Here is a 17,379-nt window from a genome sequence, read left to right on the forward strand (position 1 = left end):
AAGTCTAAGTGAGGACCGTTTCCTGAAAGGAGGAGTTCAGCGTGCCCTCGGCGACGATGACCGCGGGACCGGTCATCTCGATCTCGCCGTCGGGCCTCTCAGTGATCACCAGTCGGCCGCCGGGGAGGTCCACCGTGTAGGTGGCAGGGACACCCGTGACCGCGGGATCCACGCCGTCCCTGCGAGCCGCTGCCACCGCCACGGCGCAGGCGCCCGTTCCGCATGAGCGCGTCTCGCCCGAGCCGCGCTCATGGACGCGCATCGCCACATGGCGCTCGCCGCGCTCCACCACGAACTCGATATTGACGCCGTCCGGGTAGACGGATGCCGGGGTGAAGGGCGGTGTGGAGTGCAGTGTTCCGGCATGCGCCAGATCGTCGACAAAGGCGACGGCGTGCGGATTGCCCATGTTCACATTGCGCGCGGGCCAGCTGCGCCCCTCGACCGTGACGGTCACTCCCTCTTCGGGGACTGCGGCACGGCCCATCGAGACCGTGATGTCTCCGTTCTTGGCCAGGTGGACCTTCTTCACCCCTCCGCGGGTGGCCACCGCCAGATCTCCGCCGGCGACCAGACCGGCCTGCTGGAGGTAGTGGGCGAAGACGCGCACACCGTTGCCGCACATCTCGGCCACCGAGCCGTCGCCGTTGCGGTAGTCCATGAACCACTCGGCCTCCGCGGCCATCTCGCGCGCCTCCGGGTGCGCCGCTGAGCGCACGACATGGAGCAGCCCGTCGCCACCGATACCGGCCCTGCGGTCGCACAGGACGGCAACGGCCGATGCGGACAGCCCGATGAGGTTGTCCAGGTCGGGAATGATCACGAAGTCGTTCTCGGTCCCGTGGCCCTTGAGGAAGGCGGTCTGCGAAGTACTCACACCGCCATCGTACGAGGTCGCGGCGGCGAGCAGGGCGGCAGCGGGCGGTGGGGGCGATCAGCGCAGCCGGGCCACGCGACCGACAGCGAGCGCCACGATCACACAGCAGGCCACCGCGTAGAGCCCGAGCACCCGCCAGTCCGGGCGTTCCCCGGATCCTCTGGCCGGCAGGCCCGGCCAGGTGTACCCCACCCGGCGGGCGGCCATCATCCCCCAGCCGGCGGCGCAACAGCTGATCAGCAGCCCCAGCATGGCGACCACGGGTCCGCCGTCGCCGAACTCGAAGGCGAGCGGGAACGCGAACATCAGGGATCCGACAGCGGCCAGCACCACGATCGGGGCAAGCTGCCAGATCCGCAGCCGGCGCTGCGGCCGCAACTCGACCTCGACCTCGGGAGCCACCTCGGGAGTGTCCTGCGCATCGGGCCCGTCGGGGCTCAGCCGAGCCGCTTCTCCCGGGGTTCCCTGTTCTGTGTCACGAGGGCCGGCCTCCATCGCCACGCGCCCTCCCAACTCGGACTCCACTGTCGATCGAAGCTCGATGATGGCACGCTCGCAGGCCCGCAAATGACGGGCGGAGCGTCCCGATGCCATCACGTGATCAGGCTGTGACCGCTCGTTCGACCAACGCCAGCGCCCGCTGCGGAAGTTCCGCCCGGTCGACAGCGGCCCCGCTCAGCCAGTGCACCCGTGGATCACGCCGGAACCACGAGTCCTGACGGCGGGCGAAGCGCTTGGTGGCACGTACGGTCTCGGCGCGCGCCTCCTCGTCGGTGCATTCGCCGGCCAGCGCGCCGAGGACCTGCTGATACCCGAGAGCGCGCGAAGCGGTGCGCCCCTCACGCAGCCCCTGGGCCTGCAGCGTGCGCACCTCCTCGACCAGTCCGGCCTGCCACATCCGGTCGACTCGGCCGGCGATGCGGTCGTCCAGCTCGGGGCGGGCCACGTCGACACCGATCTGCACCGTGTCGTAGACCGGATCGGGCCCGGGGAGATTGGCGGTGAAGGGCTTGCCGGTGATCTCGATCACCTCGAGGGCCCGGACGATGCGGCGGCCGTTGCTGGGCAGGATGGCCACAGCGGCTTCCGGGTCCGCGCCGGCAAGCCTCTGGTGCAGTGCTGCGGGGCCGAGACGCACCAGTTCGCCCTCGAGCCGAGCCCTCACTTCCGGGTCGGTGCCGGGGAATTCGAGCGCGTCAATGGCTCCGCGCACGTACAGCCCCGACCCTCCGACCAGCACCGGTGTACGGCCCAGGGCGAGCAGCCGGTCGATCTCGGCCCGTGCGAGCCTCTGGTACTCGGCGACGCTGGCCGCCTGGGTGATGTCCCAGATGTCGAGGAGGTGGTGCGGGACACCACCGCGCTCGTCGATGGTCAATTTGGCGGTGCCGATATCCATCCCTCGGTAGAGCTGCATGGAGTCGGCGTTGACGACCTCGCCACCGAAATGCCGGGCGATGGCGACACCCAGATCCGACTTTCCCGCCGCGGTGGGCCCGACGACGGCGATGACCCGCGCTGCGGGAGCTGCACTTCTCACAGCCCCAGTCTCGCAAACCCCAGGGCCCGTCCCCGAACGAGTTACGTGACGCGCGCCGTCCCGCGTTCGTTTTCTGTTCCGAGGTTCCGGTCGGACGTCACGGAATTTCATCGCTCGCACGAGTATGTTATGGAGTGAATATGGGTGTTTTTGCAGTATTTCGCCGCAAGTCCAAGGCTGCGGCCGCGGCCGCGGAGACGGAGGCCACTGCGGAGACAGAGGCCACCGTGGAGACGGCGGACTCGGCTGCGGACGGCGCAGCCGGGCCGGAGACGGCTCAGGCCGCCGAGGACGGGGACGCCGACGGCATGGACATCCCGCGACAGCAGTCGGCCGCAGCGGCCGTCGACAACGAAGCCGGTGAGGGCGCGCGTCAGTAGACCGCCCTCCACAGGGAAGCAGGTCCGTCATGGGACTCATGGACAACCTGAAAGCCAGACTCGCGCCTGCCAAGGACAAGGTCTCCGACCTGGCGCTGCAGCACGGGGAGAAGATCGGGCAGGGGCTGGACAAGGCCGCTCGCACGGTCGACTCCAGAACCAACGGCAAATACAGCGACAGGATCGAGTCGGGCACCGGCAAGGCCAAGGACGCCCTGGACCGGCTCTCGCACAAGGACGACGGCGGCGGGGACGGCGACACCACACCGCCTGCCGCCTGACCGCGGACACCGGGCGCCCATGGAGCAGCACGCCTCATGGGTGCCCGTCCGTGTGCCCGTGGACGCCGCCGCGGGGATGTGCTGTGCGGACCAGGAGGTGTGTGGCCACCGGACCCGTCCTGCCAGGACCTCTCGGCCGGTACTCCCAGGACCTCGGGAGCGCCGTCAGGACCAGACGGCGACGAAGTAACCGACGCCGTAGGGAGCGTCCTCGTACAACAGCCGGCCGCTCAGCGCGGCGCCATCGGCCGCTCCGGCAAGGATCTGCCAGGGCGCACGGCCCACGGCCTTCAGCTCGGAGGCAAGCCGGGGGTCCAGCGCCCGGAGCGCGGCGAAGTCCGCCGATGCCAGCGCTCGGGCGGCGGTGGCGTCGAACGCGGCAGCACGTTCGTCCAGGTAACCGGGTGCCTTGAGGGTGCGGCAGGCGCTCCCGTCGCCCATCACCAGCAGGGCGACCCGCTCGCCGCGGACAGCGAGGTCCCGGCCAACCTGCAGGCAGCGCTCCGGTTCCAGGGGTTCGCCGACGCCGAGCGCCTCGACCGGTGAGTCCGCCCAGTCCGCGCGGTCGAGCAGCCAGGCGCCCACGGCCAGTGCGGCCGGCAGCTCCCGGTCCGGTGAGGAGCCGGCGGCCGCCGCACCCAGACGCACCTGGAGATCGACCCCGAATCCGCGGAAGGAGCCGACGGCTCCGTGCGGATGCGGGCCCCGGCCCGCGGCGTCGGCCGGGCCGACAACGATCAGACGGTCGGGCCTGGCAGCGGCCAGCACTCCCAGAGCATCGAGGCAGGCGTCCCTGGCGGCATCGAGCTCGGGTGCCGCGCCGGCGGCGACCTCGGGCACGAGCAGCGGCGGGCAGGGGCAGACGGCGGCGGCTACGAGCATGATCCGCAGCCTAGCCCCGCCCGTCGCGCCCCGTCACCGCTGGTCGCAGCCACTCCCCCCGGCCGCGGCGGGCTGCGGCGCCGGGGCGCCGATCGTCGGCAGCCCGAGCATCACACCGGCGGGACCGGCCGCCGGGGCTGCGTTGCGCTTCTCCCAGGCGTCTCCGGCGCGGGTGCGCCGTACGGCAGTGGTCGGGCCCTCCGCGAGCAGGTGGTGCGGGGCGGCGTAGGTGATGTCGACGGTCACCACGTCTCCGGGCCGCACCGCGGCCTCCGGTTTGGTGAAGTGGACGAGGCGGCTGTCGGGCGCCCGCCCGGAGAGTCGGTGCGTGGCACCGTCCTTGCGGCCCTCGCCCTCCGCGACCATGACCTCCACGGTGCGGCCGACCTGGGTCTTGTTCTCCGCCCAGGAAATCTCCTCCTGGAGGGCCGAGAGGCGCATGTAGCGCTCCTGCACGACCTCCTTGGGGACCTGGCCCTCCATGGTCGCGGCAGGAGTGCCCGGCCGCTTGGAGTACTGGAAGGTGAAGGCCTGCGCGAAACGCGCCTCGCGGACCGCGTGCATCGTCTGCTGGAAATCCTCCTCGGTCTCGCCGGGGAAGCCCACGATGATGTCGGTGGAGATGGCGGCGTGCGGAATCGCGGCACGCACCTTCTCGATGATCCCGAGGAAACGCTCCTGCCGGTACGAACGCCGCATGGCCTTGAGGATCGTGTCCGAGCCCGACTGCATCGGCATGTGCAGTTGCGGCATCACATTCGGGGTCTCGGCCATCGCCAGTATCACGTCGTCGGTGAAGTCCCGTGGATGCGGCGATGTGAAGCGGACCCGCTCCAGGCCCTCGATCGACCCACAGGCCCGCAGCAGCTTGGAGAACGCTTCGCGGTCGCCGATGTCCGAGCCGTAGGCGTTGACGTTCTGGCCGAGCAGAGTGACCTCGGAAACGCCCTCGGCGACCAGTGCCTCGATCTCGGCGAGAATGTCGCCGGGACGGCGGTCCTTCTCCTTGCCACGCAGCGCGGGGACGATGCAGAAGGTGCAGGTGTTGTTGCACCCGACGGAGATCGACACCCACGCGGCGTACGCGCTCTCGCGCCGCGTCGGCAGGGTCGAGGGGAACGCCTCGAGGGACTCCGCGATCTCGACCTGCGCCTCTTCCTGGACGCGGGCCCGCTCCAGAAGCACCGGGAGCTTGCCGATGTTGTGGGTCCCGAAGACCACATCCACCCAGGGCGCCCGCTGGACGATGGTGTCACGGTCCTTCTGAGCCAGGCAGCCACCGACCGCGATCTGCATCCCGGGCCGTTTGGTCTTCATCGGCGCGAGCCTGCCGAGGTTGCCGTACAGCTTGTTGTCGGCGTTCTCCCGCACCGCGCAGGTGTTGAAGACGACCACATCGGCATCCCCGTCGGCACCCTCGGGTGCGCGGACGTACCCGGCACCCTCCAGAAGGCCCGACAGCCGCTCGCTGTCGTGCACATTCATCTGGCAGCCGTACGTCTTCACTTCGTAAGTCTTGGCGCTCATATCGCATCCCAGGGTACGGGCACCGGGACCCCCTGGCCCTCGGGGGGAATGAACTGGCAGGATCACGCGCATGTTCCCGGCCTTGTCCCGCATCAGCCGCCGCCGCGCCCTCCAGGGCTCGGCGGCAGCACTGGTGGTCCTCGGACTGTTGATGTGGTGGCTGCTGCCCATCGGACCGTCCTCCCCCCGCGGCTCCGTCACCTTCAGCACGGGGGTCAGGACCGGCGTCTACCAGCTCTACGGAAAACTGCTGCAGCCGACGCTGGCGCGTGATCTGCCCGGCGTGAAGATCGCCCTGCAACCGAGCGAGGGTTCACAGCAGAACCTCGCGAGGGTGGCGACGGGCAAGGCCGACTTCACCATCGCCACCGCCGACGCCATCGCCAAGTACATCGCCGACGGCAAGGCCGGAGCGGACCGGCTGCGCGGTTGCGCGCGGCTGTACGACGACTACGTACAGCTCGTCGTGGACGACGGGTCCGCCGTGCGGCGTGCGCGCGATCTGCGGCACAAGCGGGTGGCCGTGGGCCAGCCGGGATCGGGGGTGCGCCTGATCGCGGAGCGGGTGCTGCGGGCCGCCGGGCTGGATCCGCAGAAGGACATCACCCCGGTGCCGGCCGGGATCGACACCGGCCCCGCGCTGCTGGACGCCGGGAAGATCGACGCGTTCTTCTGGTCCGGCGGACTCCCGACGGACGCGGTGCGCAATCTGGCCTCACGCCATCCGGTCCGGCTCGTTCCGCTGGACGACATGGTGTCCAGGCTGCACTCGGGCGGCGGGACCACCCGCTACTACCGCTCCGCCGTCATCCCGGGAGACGCCTACCTCGATGCACGCAACAGCGGCGCCGTCCCGACCGTCGCGGTGGCCAACGTGCTGGTCACCACCGACCGCGAGGACCCGGAGCTGACCGAGGCCTTCACCCGCAGCGTGATAGGCAGCCGTGACCGGATCGGCCGCCAGGTGCACGCGGCGCAACTGGTGGACGTACGCACAGCGATCTACACGGACCCGTTGAAGCTGCACGACGGCGCCCGGCGCTACTACCGGTCGGCCAAACCCTAGCTGGCGCCCCGGTCCGGGGCTGCCCGGGCATGCGGTGCCGTACGCGGCACGCTGACCGTCACCCGCAGCCCGTGCGGTTCGTTCTGTTCGTACGTCATCGAGCCCCCACCCGTGGTGAGCAGCGCCCTCGAGATGGAGAGGCCCAGGCCCGAGCCCTTGACGTTCTGATGCCTGCTGCTGCGCCAGAAGCGGTCGCCGATCCGGGCAAGCTCGTCCTGGTTCAGGCCGGGGCCCCCGTCGGCCACGCTGATCTTGGACGCGGCGTCGTGCGAGGAGACCGTGACGACGACCCGCTCCCCTTCCGGGGTGAACTTCAGCGCGTTGTCGATCACCGCGTCGAGTGCGCTGGAGAGCGCGACGGGGTCCACCCAGGCGGTGGCAGCGGCGGAGCCCTCCTCGGTCAGCCGGACCCCCTTGCCGTCGGCGAGCGGGCGCCAGGCCGCGACCCGCTCCGCAGCCAGTTCGGCGATGTCCATGAGACGCAGTTCGGCGTCGGTGTGTTCGGCCAGTGCCAGGTCCAGGAGATCGTCGAGCACCTCGGCGAGGCGCTTGCCCTCTGTCCGCACCGAAGCGATCTCCTCGTTGCCCTCGGGGAGCTCGAAGGCGAGCAGTTCGATCCTCAGCAGCAGCGCCGCCAACGGGTTGCGCAACTGGTGGGAGGCATCGGCGACAAAGGCCCTCTGCTGTTCCAGAACGTCCTCGACGTTGTCCGCCATCTCGTTGAACGCGCGGGCCAGACGGCGGAGTTCGGGCGGACCACCGCCGGGCGCGACCCGTGACTTCATCCGCCCGGTCGCGATGTCGTGCGTGGCCGCGTCCAGCGTCCGCACCGGCAGCAGCACCCATCCGGTGAGCCGGATGGCTGCTCCCAGCGCCAGCAGCATGGCCGCCGTCTCCCCGGCGGCGATCAGCAGCCAGCCCCGGACGATCCGCGAACGCATCTCTCCGGTGGGCGAGTCGGTCACCACCACCGCGATGACGTCGCCGTTCCTGACCACCGGCGACGCGACGATCAGGCGGCCCCTTCCCCATGGCCAGACCTGCGAGGGATCCCGGCTGCGCCGTCCGGCGAGCGCCTCCTGGAATGCCTGCAGCCCCTCACCCGCGGACGGCACCGACCAGAACCGCGGAGCGGCGGCCATGGCTTGGCCGTCACGGTAGAAGACACCGGCCCGGATGCCGTAAACCGTCTCGTAGCGGGCGAGTTCGTGCTGCAGCGTGTCGTGCCGCTCGCCCTCGCTGGCCGGGATCTCGGTGACGAACTGCGCCTCGGCGGCAATCCGCGCGGTGTCGTCCAGCCGGTCGACGATCACCTTCTGCTGCTGTGCCTCGGCCACACTCAGAGCGAGCGGGAATCCGAGCGCGAGCAGCACTCCGGCCATGAGGACAATGAGCAGCGGTAGCAGCCTGGCACGCATCGGAAGGTGACGCGCCTCAGGCCGCGGCAGGCGCGACGAGCCGGTAGCCCACGCCCCGCACGGTCTCGATCAGCGCGGGCATGTGCAGCTTGGAACGCAGGGAAGCCACATGCACCTCGAGAGTGCGTCCGGTCCCCTCCCAGCTGGTCTGCCAGACCTCGCTGATGATCTGCTCCCTGCGGAAGACGACACCCGGGCGCTGGGCGAGCAGCGCGAGCAGGTCGAACTCCTTGCGAGTGAGCTGGATCTCCTCGCCTTCGATGCTGACCCTCCGGGTGGGCAGCTGTATCTCGACCGGACCGAGGCTCAGCGCGACGGCAGGTACCGACCCGGTGTCCTCACCCGTCGACGTGCGGCGGCTGACGGCATGGATACGGGCCAGCAGCTCCCCGGTGTCGTAGGGCTTGACTACGTAGTCGTCTGCGCCGAGGTTCAGCCCGTGGATCCGTGAGCGCACATCGGCCCGGGCAGTCACCATGATCACCGGCGTGACGGTGCGCTTGCGGATCTTGCCGCAGACCTCGTAACCGTCCTGGTCGGGCAGCCCGAGATCCAGCAGGATGACCCCGAAGGGCTCCTCGTCGTCGGGCAGCAGGGCGCGCAGTGCCTCCTCGCCGCTACGGGCGTGCACGACCCTGAAGCCGTGTCTGGCCAGTACGGCGGACAGCGCAGCGGCCACATGGTTGTCGTCCTCGACGAGCAGCAGTCGCATGTGCCCCCTCCCGTTGTGCGGTCCACGTTCCAGCTGTACCGGCATTCACAGGTACCAGGGCATCCACGCCGATGGCTGCCGCACCAGTCAAGGGCCTTCATGCTGTCACCGGGTTTCCGTTATGCACCCGGTACTCCGATCATGACCATGTTCACGCGGAGTATCCGGAGACTACCGGCGTGCAACCGATTCGTGATGCTCAAGTTCCGCTCAGATGTAATGACGCTGGTCGTTACAGCTCACTACTGTCCTTCGAACCACGACTGCCCTAGCAGCCGAGGAGGACGGAGCGAACAGCCGATGAGCAAAGTGCCCATGACCAAGCCCGCCGATGGCTCTGCGCAGGCAGCGCACGATCTGGTCGTGCTGAACCACGTCAACAAGCACTTCGGCGCACTGCATGTGCTCCAGGACATCGATCTGACCATCGCCCGAGGCGAGGTCGTGGTCGTCATCGGACCTTCCGGGTCCGGGAAGTCCACACTGTGCCGCACCATCAACCGCCTGGAGACAGTCGACTCCGGTGCGATCACGATCGACGGCAAGCCCCTGCCCCAGGAGGGCAAGGACCTCGCCCGGCTGCGCGCGGACGTCGGCATGGTCTTCCAGTCGTTCAACCTCTTCGCGCACAAGACGGTTCTGCAGAACGTCATGCTGGGCCAGATAAAGGTGCGAAAGACCGACAAGAAGGCCGCCGAGAACAAGGCGCGATCGCTGCTCGACCGGGTGGGCGTCGGTTCACAGGCGGACAAGTACCCCGCGCAGCTCTCAGGTGGCCAGCAGCAACGCGTCGCCATCGCGAGGGCGCTGGCCATGGACCCCAAGGTCATGCTGTTCGACGAGCCCACTTCGGCGCTCGACCCCGAGATGATCAATGAGGTCCTCGAGGTCATGCAGCAGCTGGCACGTGACGGAATGACGATGGTGGTCGTCACTCACGAGATGGGCTTCGCCCGCTCCGCGGCCAACCGGGTCGTCTTCATGGCCGACGGGAGGATCGTGGAACAGGCCACGCCCGACCAGTTCTTCAGCAACCCGCGCAGCGACCGGGCCAAGGACTTCCTGTCGAAGATCCTGCACCACTGACCAAACCGACGTTCAACGTCTGCCGACACAGAGGATGTTCACGATGAAGTTCCGTAAGCCCGCCGCCGCAGCGGCGATTGCCGTGCTCGCGCTGACCGGAACCGCCTGCGGCGGCAAGTCGGGCTCGGCCGGCGACAAACCGCCGGCACCCGGTGGTGCGAACGCGCCCAAGCTGCCGACCTACACCGTCGCGAAGAACGTGACCCTGAACGCTTCCCCGACGTTCAAGAAGGCCAAGAAGCGCGGCAAGCTTGTCATCGGCGCCAAGGCCGACCAGCCCTACCTCGGTTTCGAGGACCAGTCGACCAAGGAACGTTCGGGCTTCGACATCGAGATCGCCCGGATGGTCGCGGCCGACCTGGGCTTCACCAAGGACCAGATCGAGTGGAAGACGGTGGACTCCGGCATCCGCGAGACCGCCATCTCCAAGGGCCAGGTCGATTACCTCGTCGGCACCTACACCATCAACGATGAGCGCAAGAAGCTTGTCGGGTTCGCTGGTCCTTACTACAAGGCCGGCGCCGATCTGCTGGTCCGCAAGGACGAGAAGAGCATCACTGGGCCTGACAGCCTGAAGGGCAAGAAGGTCTGCTCGATCAAGGGTTCCACCCCGCTCGCCGAGATCAAGAAGCCGGAGTACGGCGCGAAGACCACTGAGCTGGCCAAGTACTCCGACTGCGTGCAGGAGTTGCTGACCAAGCAGGTGGACGCGGTCACCACCGATGACGCGATCCTCAAGGGCTACGCGGCGCAGAACCCGAAGAAGCTGAAGGTGATCGGCAAGCCGTTCACCGAGGAGCCCTACGGCGTCGGCCTGAACAAGGACGACAAGACGCTCCGCGACTTCATCAACAACTCGATCGAGAAGCACGTCGAGGATGGCACGTACAAGAAGATCTACGAGGCGACCCTGGGTCTGTCCGGCTCCTCGTACGTCGCACCGCCGGCCATCGAGCCCTACTGATCCACCGCTTCACCGATGCTGGAGCGCCCCGTATCTCAGGTACGGGGCGCTGCGGCCCCCGTCTTTAAGCAGCTGCCCGCCGACGCGGAGACCTCATGAACGTACTGCTCGACCACTTTTCGGCGTTCCGCGACGGCTTCATAGGAACCCTGTCGATCACCGCCGTCAGCGCGGTCATCGCCCTCGTCCTCGGCGTGGTGATGGCCGGCTTCCGGGTCTCCCCCGTTCCTCCGCTCCGGTTCTTCGGAACGGCCTGGGTCACCCTGCTCCGCAACACGCCGCTGACGCTGCTGTTCCTGATAGCCACCTTTGTCGTCCCGGAGATCCTCTTCCCGGGGATGAGTCCCTACGTTCTCGGCTCACTCGCCCTCGGTTTCTACACCTCGTCCTTCGTCTGCGAGGCCGTCAGGTCCGGTATCAGCACGGTCCCGATCGGTCAGGCCGAGGCGGCCCGCTCGCTGGGAATGACCTTCTCGCAGACACTGCGGACGATCGTTCTGCCGCAGGCGACCCGCATCGTCATCCCGCCGCTGAGCAGCATCTTCATCGCGCTCACCAAGAACTCGGCAATCGCCGGCGCATTCAGCGTCGTCGAGCTCTTCGGCTGGCAGAAGTCGATGAGCGATCTGGGCTACGCGATCGTTCCCATCTTCCTCTGGGTCGCCATCGGCTACCTGGTCATCACTTTCGCCATCAGCGGCATCTTCCGTCTGATCGAGCGCCGCATGGAGGTAGCCCGATGAGTGCCAGCGTGCTCTTTGACGCACCGGGCCCCAGGGCTGTCGTGCGCAACCGGATCTATGCCGTGCTGGGCAGCGCGGCCATCATCGCGCTGCTCGTCGTCAGCGTTGTACGCCTGTCGGACAAGGGCGATCTCGCCTTCGGCATGTGGGACATCTTCAACTACAGCGGTATTCGGCAGAACATCGCCGACGGGGTCGTCGCCACGCTGAAGGCATTCGGTCTCGCCGCGGTGGGCTCACTGGTACTCGGTGTGATCCTGGTCGTCGGGCGGCTTTCCGATCACCGTCCGGTCCGCTGGCTGACAACCGTCTTCATCGAACTGTTCCGGTCCATCCCGCTACTGATCACGATCTACGCGCTCTGGATCGGCTTCCTCACCGACTACTCGATGTGGGCACTGGCTCTGGGTCTGTCCATCTACAACGGCTGTGTCCAGGCAGAGGTGCTCCGGGCCGGTATCAACTCCGTACCCGCCGGGCAGCGGGAGGCGGCGTACGCCCTGGGTATGAGCAAGACGCAGGTCATGGCAAGCGTGCTGTTGCCGCAGGCCGTGCGCGCGATGCTGCCGACCATCATCAGTCAGCTGGTGGTGACGCTCAAGGACACCTCGCTCGGTTTCATCATCCTGTATCCGGAGCTGCTCAACTCCGCGCGTCTCATCGCCTCCAACACCCCGGTCAATGGGCTGTACCCCTATGTCTCGACGATTGCGGTGATCGGCACCATCTACATCGCGATGTGCCTGGCTCTGTCCGCCCTCGCCACCTGGATCGAGAAGCGCGGCAGGCGCGCCAAGACGGGTGTCGCCGTCCTCCCGCCGGGACAGCAGGAACTCCAGATCGATCCCCTCTAGCACCTCCCGTCCCACGGCACCGGAGGAACAGCCGCTTCCCGCGCCGCGCGGCGTACCCCCCTCGCTTGACGGGGGCACCCCCAGTCGGTTGCATACGTTCTGTGATCGTGCACCGGGCGCAACCTGCCATCAGCAGCTTCTCCGTACGGGTTCGAGGAGTCGCACCGTGGACCCGGTGATCGTCGTCGGTGCGGGCCCTGTCGGGCTCGCACTGGCGCTGGCGCTCGCCGCTCAGGACGTTCCGTCCGTGGTGCTCGACGAGGGCGCCGGCCACGACGACCCGCGTCCGGCCCGGACGGTCGTCCTGCGCCCGGACACGACCGCCTTCATCGAGCGGCTCGGCTGCGTCCCGTCCTCGAACGAAGCCGCGCGCTGGGCGGCCTGGCGGGTGATCCGGCGAGGTCAGCGGGTACAGCATGTCGATTTCGACAACGTCGCCCCCCGCAGTGGGCTGGACGGCGATCATGCGCTCGTGGCTGCTGAGCCGTCCCCGTTGCATCTGCCGCAGCACGCGCTGACCCGCGGACTGCGTGCCGCGGCGGCCGCGCATGACCTGGTGACGCTGGCCGCCCACAGCCGTATCGACACGATTGAGCAGGACAGCACCGGAATCACCGTGCACACGGCCGGGCCGGAGTCGACCTGGTGGCGCGGCAGTCATCTGGTCGGCTGCGACGGGGCCAGGTCCACCGTGCGCAAACTGCTCGATGTGCGCTTCCCCGGCCGCACAGCGGTGGAGCGGCATGCGGTGGCCGCGCTGCGCGCCGAACTGCCCTGGCCGGGTGAGGCACTTCTGCACCGGATGCCGCCATGGCGTTCCGGCGGCGAGGAGGTGACGGCCCGTCCGCTGCCCGACGACATCTGGCGGATCGACTGGCTGCTGCCGCCGCGCGCCGAGCTGGTCACGCCCGAGGCGCTGGTGGCACGGGTACGCGCCGCGCTGGCCGGATGGTGCGGCCGCACACCTCCGTACGAACTGATCGACACCGGGGTGTACACCCTGCACCACCGGCTTGCCCGGCGCTGGCGGGTCGGCCGGGCCTTCCTCGCGGGGGACGCCGCCCACCTGCTGGGTGCGCTGGGGACTCAGGGGGTCGACGAGGGGCTGCGGGACGCGGAGAATCTGGCCTGGAAGCTTGCGCAGGCGTGGCACCACGGAGCCTCGGAACTACTGCTCGACAGTTATCAGGCGGAGCGCCGCACGGCTGTCGCCGCACGGCTGCGTGCCGCCGACCAGTCGCTGCCGGTGCTGCGCGGCGGTAGTGGGCTGCGGTCGTACCTGCCCGGTGGCACGCGCGGGCACGATGTCCTGCTCGCCGACGGTCACCTGGGGCGCGGAGCACTCGGCGCTCCCCCCACATATGCGCACTCGCCCCTCGCACCCCGGCACGCACACTCCCCGACGCCGGTGGGGACAGCTGTCGGCGAGCCGGTCGCGGATGTCAGGGCGACCGCACCGGACGGCACGTCGGTGCGGTTGCGGGACCGGCTGGGAGCGGGCCGGCTGCTGGTGCTCCTGGTCGCCCCCGGCACGGGGGTGTGGGACCGCAGGCACTGGCTGACCGCGGGGGTCATGCCACGGCTCGCGGCCGCGGTGACCGCTCTGCCCGTCCGGGCCGAGCTCCTGGTGGCCGAGGCCTATCCGGGTGCCTCCGCACACACCGTGCTGCTGGTGCGTCCGGACGGACATCTGGTGTCGGCGTTCGCCGGCGTGCGCCCCGCCGAGCTGTACGAAGCGGCCGATGCCGCACGGGGCGGCGCCGCCACCGCGGTAAGGGAGGAGCGCACCGCGGACATCAATTGACCCTCAAGGGCTCAGATGGTGTACTGCGAAGCGTGACCGACACCGATGTGCGCCTGTGGCGGAGGGTCCATATGGACCTCGTCCGCTATGCGGGCTGCATGTGTCGCCCGTCCTGCTGATTCGCCCCTTCCCTGCGTGCCTGCGCCGCGCCCGCCTCGCCGCACGCCTTCGCGAACCATCCCGGACGGTCACCGTGTCTCTCTCCGCATCCCTGCCCACCGCTGCCCCCGTACGGCCTTCGGCGCCCACCGCGACCGAACTGCTCGACTTCGTGCGCCGGATCGCAGCAGATTCCGAACTCGTCGCCTCGCTCCCCCTCGACCCCGGGGGCCGCACCTGGCTCCGGCTCGAAGGCCCCGGCGGCAGCGAGGCCTGGCTGATCGCCTGGCCGCCCGGGACCGGCACCGGCTGGCACGACCACGGCGGCTCCCGGGGTGCCTTCGCCACGGCGAGCGGCACTCTGAAGGAGGACTCGCTCGCGGCGCGGCTGCCCACCGAGGGCTGGAAGACCCTGGAACTGGCCGACGGGATCGACCGCAGCCGCCGTATGGCACCCGGCGACAGCCGGTCGTTCGGTGCTCATCATGTGCACCAGGTCCTCAACGAGTCCGCCGATGAACACGCGGTCTCGGTGCACACCTACTATCCGCCGCTGCCGCTGATGCGCCGGTACAGCCGCAGCGGCCCTCTGCTGCGTCTCGAGCAGATCGAGCTTCCCGGGGAGTGGGAATGAGCGAGCGGACTCGACAGCGCGAACGGGTGTCGATCGACGCCTTGCTGGAACGGGTCAGAGCCGGGCTCGAGCGGGTCGGGCCGGAGGAGGCCCACGCCGCCGCCTCGGACGGGGCGCTGCTGGTGGACATCAGATATGCGGAACTGCGGGAGCGGGACGGTCTGATTCCAGGAGCGCTGGTCGTGGAGCGCAACGAACTGGAGTGGCGGCTCGATCCGCAGGGCAGTCACCGGGCGATGGAGGCCACCGGTCACGATCTGCCGGTGGTGGTGATCTGCAACGAGGGGTACGCCTCCTCGCTCGCGGCAGCGTCCCTGAAGCAGTTGGGTCTGCATCGGGCAACGGACCTTGTCGGCGGATTCCAGGCCTGGCGTGCCGCGGGGCTCCCGGTGGAACGCTGAGCTGGCACCGGGCCGACGTGGCAGGCGGGTGACGGCCACCGCCATCCGGGTGGAATCGCCTTCCGGCCTTTACCGACCGTGCAAAGGCCTCGCTGACCGGTGACATGCCAGCCGGGCGAGCCCATCGAGGGGCACGGCGGGAACATGCCGATGATCGCCGGACCAGGTACGCGAGCAGTTCCCGGGCAGGACGGTCCGGCCCGCCCTAGAACTCTCCGTGTTCCGGACCGCCCCCCAGGCCGTCGTCCTCCAGGTCCTCGCCCTCCTCCTCAAGAGCGCGCCGAACCACTCGCAGGGCCATACCCTCCGGATATCCCTTGCGGGCCAGCATGCCCGCGAGTCTGCGCAGCCGTTTGTCACGGTCCATTCCGCGGGTGGAACGCAGGCGGCGCGCCACGAGCTCGCGGGCGGTCTCCTCCTCCTGCTCGGAGTCGAGCCTCCCGACGGCCTCTTCGATCAGCTCGGAGTCCACCCCTTTGGTACGGAGCTCGCGTGCCAGGGCCCGCCGGGCGAGCCCCCGCCCATGGTGCCGGGATTCCACCCAGGCGTCAGCGAAGGCCGCATCGTCGATGAGACCGACCTCCTCGAAGCGGGAGAGCACCTCGTCGGAGACCTCGTCGGGAATTTCGCGCTTGCTGAGCGCATCCGCGAGCTGCTTGCGGGTGCGCGCGGTCCCGGTGAGCAGGCGCAGACAGATCGCCCGTGCCTGCTCCGCCGGATCCTGAGGCTTCTGCTGCCGTGGCCTGGACTGCCGCCGTTCCGGCTGTCCAGGCCCCCCCTCATCACCGGCCTCGGAGTCCGTGGCCCCCGGCCACTCGGTTCTCCGGACCATGGGTCAGCTCTTGGCCGCAGCGGTCTTGGCCGTCTTGGCCTTGCCGCCGGCCGGCGCAGGAACCGTCTTCGCGGCCTCATCGGACACGGCAGTGCCTCCGGCATCCGCACCCGGCACCGCCGTGAGTTCCTCGGGCCTGACGCCGACGCCCAGCTTCTCCAGGATCTTCTTCTCGATCTCGTTGGCGAGATCGGGATTGTCCTTCAGGAAGTTGCGGGCGTTCTCCTTGCCCTGGCCGAGCTGGTCGCCCTCGTACGTGTACCAGGCGCCCGCCTTGCGGACGAAGCCGTTCTCCACGCCCATGTCGATCAGTCCACCCTCACGACTGATGCCCTGGCCGTAGAGGATGTCGAACTCGGCCTGCTTGAAGGGCGGCGCGACCTTGTTCTTGACGACCTTCACCCGGGTGCGGTTGCCCACCGCGTCGGTGCCGTCCTTGAGGGTTTCGATCCGGCGGATGTCGAGCCGCACCGAGGCGTAGAACTTCAGTGCACGGCCGCCCGTCGTGGTCTCCGGGGAACCGAACATCACGCCGATCTTCTCGCGGAGCTGGTTGATGAAGATCGCGGTGGTCTTGGACTGGTTCAGTGCGCTGGTGATCTTTCGCAGCGCCTGGCTCATCAGCCGGGCCTGCAGACCGACGTGCGAGTCGCCCATCTCCCCCTCGATCTCCGCACGGGGCACCAGGGCCGCGACGGAGTCGATGACGATGAGGTCGAGGGCGCCCGAGCGGATCAGCATGTCCACGATTTCGAGCGCCTGCTCACCGTTGTCCGGCTGGGACAGGATGAGGTTGTCGATGTCCACACCGAGCTTCTTGGCGTACTCGGGGTCCAGAGCGTGCTCGGCGTCGATGAAGGCCACCTGGCCTCCGAGCCGCTGCGCATTGGCCACCGCGTGCAGCGTCAGTGTCGTCTTTCCGGAGGACTCCGGTCCGTACACCTCGACGACGCGGCCGCGCGGCAGCCCGCCGACGCCGAGTGCGACGTCGAGTGCGGTCGACCCGGTGGGGATGACCTCGATGGGCTCGTTCGGCCGCTCGCCGAGACGCATCACCGCGCCCTTGCCGAATTGCCGTTCAATCTGTGCGAGCGCGGCGTCCAGCGCCTTCTCGCGGTCGTTACCTGCCATGGGTTCCACCCGATTTGCTTGAGTCGATCGCTTCACGTCAGTGACGCTATCCCCTGCCACTGACAATGGGTCCCGGCGTCCCCCGGCCCATGGGCAACTCGTCCTGCGCTGGGCCCTTCCTTCAATGAGAATGCATGTTCGATTTTGG

Annotated in this window: 20 protein-coding genes; 11 read left to right on the forward strand and 9 right to left on the reverse strand. The window is 68.8% G+C overall.

From position 1 onward, the window contains the following. Window positions 1-4: 4 nt before the first annotated feature. From dapF to miaA, 3 genes are all read right to left on the reverse strand, one after another. Window positions 5-877, reverse strand: coding sequence for a diaminopimelate epimerase (gene dapF, locus OHS16_RS06970; RefSeq protein ID WP_328536303.1), 873 nt, complete (start codon window positions 875-877; stop codon window positions 5-7). A 57-nt stretch (window positions 878-934) separates the two neighbouring features. Further along, window positions 935-1,372, reverse strand: coding sequence for a hypothetical protein (locus OHS16_RS06975; protein WP_328540743.1), 438 nt, complete (start codon window positions 1,370-1,372; stop codon window positions 935-937). A 106-nt stretch (window positions 1,373-1,478) separates the two neighbouring features. Continuing rightward, window positions 1,479-2,417, reverse strand: coding sequence for a tRNA (adenosine(37)-N6)-dimethylallyltransferase MiaA (gene miaA, locus OHS16_RS06980; RefSeq protein ID WP_328536304.1), 939 nt, complete (start codon window positions 2,415-2,417; stop codon window positions 1,479-1,481). Between the two features lie 140 nt (window positions 2,418-2,557). Between miaA and OHS16_RS06985 the strand changes: the two genes are divergently transcribed. Beyond that, a complete protein-coding gene (locus tag OHS16_RS06985) occupies window positions 2,558-2,797 on the forward strand; it encodes a hypothetical protein (RefSeq protein WP_328536305.1) in 240 nt (79 codons plus the stop codon). 29 nt (window positions 2,798-2,826) lie between these two features. Then, window positions 2,827-3,078: an antitoxin gene (locus tag OHS16_RS06990; RefSeq protein ID WP_328536306.1), complete on the forward strand. Its 252-nt coding sequence runs from the start codon at window positions 2,827-2,829 to the stop codon at window positions 3,076-3,078. A gap of 165 nt (window positions 3,079-3,243) precedes the next feature. Here OHS16_RS06990 and OHS16_RS06995 read toward each other — a convergent pair whose 3' ends face one another. Continuing rightward, window positions 3,244-3,960: a class III extradiol dioxygenase subunit B-like domain-containing protein gene (locus OHS16_RS06995; protein ID WP_328536307.1), complete on the reverse strand. Its 717-nt coding sequence runs from the start codon at window positions 3,958-3,960 to the stop codon at window positions 3,244-3,246. Window positions 3,961-3,993: 33 nt separating this feature from the next. Then, window positions 3,994-5,487 carry a tRNA (N6-isopentenyl adenosine(37)-C2)-methylthiotransferase MiaB gene (gene miaB, locus OHS16_RS07000; protein ID WP_328536308.1) on the reverse strand — a complete coding sequence of 498 codons (1,494 nt, stop codon included), beginning with the start codon at window positions 5,485-5,487 and terminating at the stop codon, window positions 3,994-3,996. A gap of 70 nt (window positions 5,488-5,557) precedes the next feature. On the opposite strand from miaB, the gene OHS16_RS07005 reads away from it, so the two are divergent. Continuing rightward, a complete protein-coding gene (locus OHS16_RS07005; RefSeq protein WP_328536309.1) occupies window positions 5,558-6,553 on the forward strand; it encodes a TAXI family TRAP transporter solute-binding subunit in 996 nt (331 codons plus the stop codon). Here the strand turns inward: OHS16_RS07005 and OHS16_RS07010 are convergent. Together OHS16_RS07010 and OHS16_RS07015 are read right to left on the reverse strand one after the other, a co-directional pair. Next, the gene (locus OHS16_RS07010; protein ID WP_328536310.1) at window positions 6,550-7,971 is read right to left on the reverse strand and encodes a sensor histidine kinase; all 1,422 of its coding nucleotides are present in this window, start codon (window positions 7,969-7,971) and stop codon (window positions 6,550-6,552) included. The two genes, OHS16_RS07005 and OHS16_RS07010, sit on opposite strands and share 4 nt — an antisense overlap. 16 nt (window positions 7,972-7,987) lie before the next feature. Next, the gene (locus OHS16_RS07015; protein ID WP_328536311.1) at window positions 7,988-8,683 is read right to left on the reverse strand and encodes a response regulator transcription factor; all 696 of its coding nucleotides are present in this window, start codon (window positions 8,681-8,683) and stop codon (window positions 7,988-7,990) included. 300 nt (window positions 8,684-8,983) lie between these two features. Here OHS16_RS07015 and OHS16_RS07020 point away from each other — a divergent pair, with 300 nt between their 5' ends. The 8 genes from OHS16_RS07020 (at window position 8,984) to OHS16_RS07055 (ending at window position 15,268) form a co-directional block, all read left to right on the forward strand. Continuing rightward, window positions 8,984-9,769 (forward strand): amino acid ABC transporter ATP-binding protein, encoded by a 786-nt coding sequence (locus OHS16_RS07020; protein WP_328536312.1) that lies wholly within the window; start codon window positions 8,984-8,986, stop codon window positions 9,767-9,769. A gap of 43 nt (window positions 9,770-9,812) precedes the next feature. Then, window positions 9,813-10,733, forward strand: a complete 921-nt coding sequence (locus OHS16_RS07025; RefSeq protein ID WP_328536313.1) for a glutamate ABC transporter substrate-binding protein — start codon at window positions 9,813-9,815, stop codon at window positions 10,731-10,733. A gap of 95 nt (window positions 10,734-10,828) precedes the next feature. Then, window positions 10,829-11,476, forward strand: coding sequence for an amino acid ABC transporter permease (locus OHS16_RS07030; protein ID WP_328536314.1), 648 nt, complete (start codon window positions 10,829-10,831; stop codon window positions 11,474-11,476). Then, window positions 11,473-12,330, forward strand: a complete 858-nt coding sequence (locus tag OHS16_RS07035) for an amino acid ABC transporter permease (RefSeq protein ID WP_328536315.1) — start codon at window positions 11,473-11,475, stop codon at window positions 12,328-12,330. Before OHS16_RS07030 ends, OHS16_RS07035 begins: the two co-directional genes overlap by 4 nt. Window positions 12,331-12,496: 166 nt before the next feature. After that, window positions 12,497-14,134, forward strand: a complete 1,638-nt coding sequence (locus tag OHS16_RS07040; RefSeq protein ID WP_328536316.1) for an FAD-dependent monooxygenase — start codon at window positions 12,497-12,499, stop codon at window positions 14,132-14,134. A 47-nt stretch (window positions 14,135-14,181) separates the two neighbouring features. Continuing rightward, entirely contained in the window at window positions 14,182-14,253 is a 72-nt protein-coding gene (locus tag OHS16_RS07045) for a putative leader peptide (protein ID WP_317852217.1), read from the forward strand. A gap of 74 nt (window positions 14,254-14,327) precedes the next feature. Next, window positions 14,328-14,867: a cysteine dioxygenase gene (locus OHS16_RS07050; protein WP_328536317.1), complete on the forward strand. Its 540-nt coding sequence runs from the start codon at window positions 14,328-14,330 to the stop codon at window positions 14,865-14,867. Beyond that, window positions 14,864-15,268 carry a rhodanese-like domain-containing protein gene (locus OHS16_RS07055; RefSeq protein WP_328536318.1) on the forward strand — a complete coding sequence of 135 codons (405 nt, stop codon included), beginning with the start codon at window positions 14,864-14,866 and terminating at the stop codon, window positions 15,266-15,268. Before OHS16_RS07050 ends, OHS16_RS07055 begins: the two co-directional genes overlap by 4 nt. 205 nt (window positions 15,269-15,473) lie before the next feature. Here the strand turns inward: OHS16_RS07055 and recX are convergent, their stop codons facing one another. Both recX and recA read right to left on the reverse strand, forming a co-directional pair. Then, window positions 15,474-16,100: a recombination regulator RecX gene (gene recX / locus OHS16_RS07060; RefSeq protein WP_328536319.1), complete on the reverse strand. Its 627-nt coding sequence runs from the start codon at window positions 16,098-16,100 to the stop codon at window positions 15,474-15,476. 3 nt (window positions 16,101-16,103) lie between these two features. Further along, entirely contained in the window at window positions 16,104-17,231 is a 1,128-nt protein-coding gene (gene recA / locus OHS16_RS07065; RefSeq protein WP_328536320.1) for a recombinase RecA, read from the reverse strand. Window positions 17,232-17,379 lie beyond the last annotated feature (148 nt).

Source organism: Streptomyces sp. NBC_00344, assembly GCF_036088315.1.
Taxonomy (GTDB): domain Bacteria; phylum Actinomycetota; class Actinomycetes; order Streptomycetales; family Streptomycetaceae; genus Streptomyces.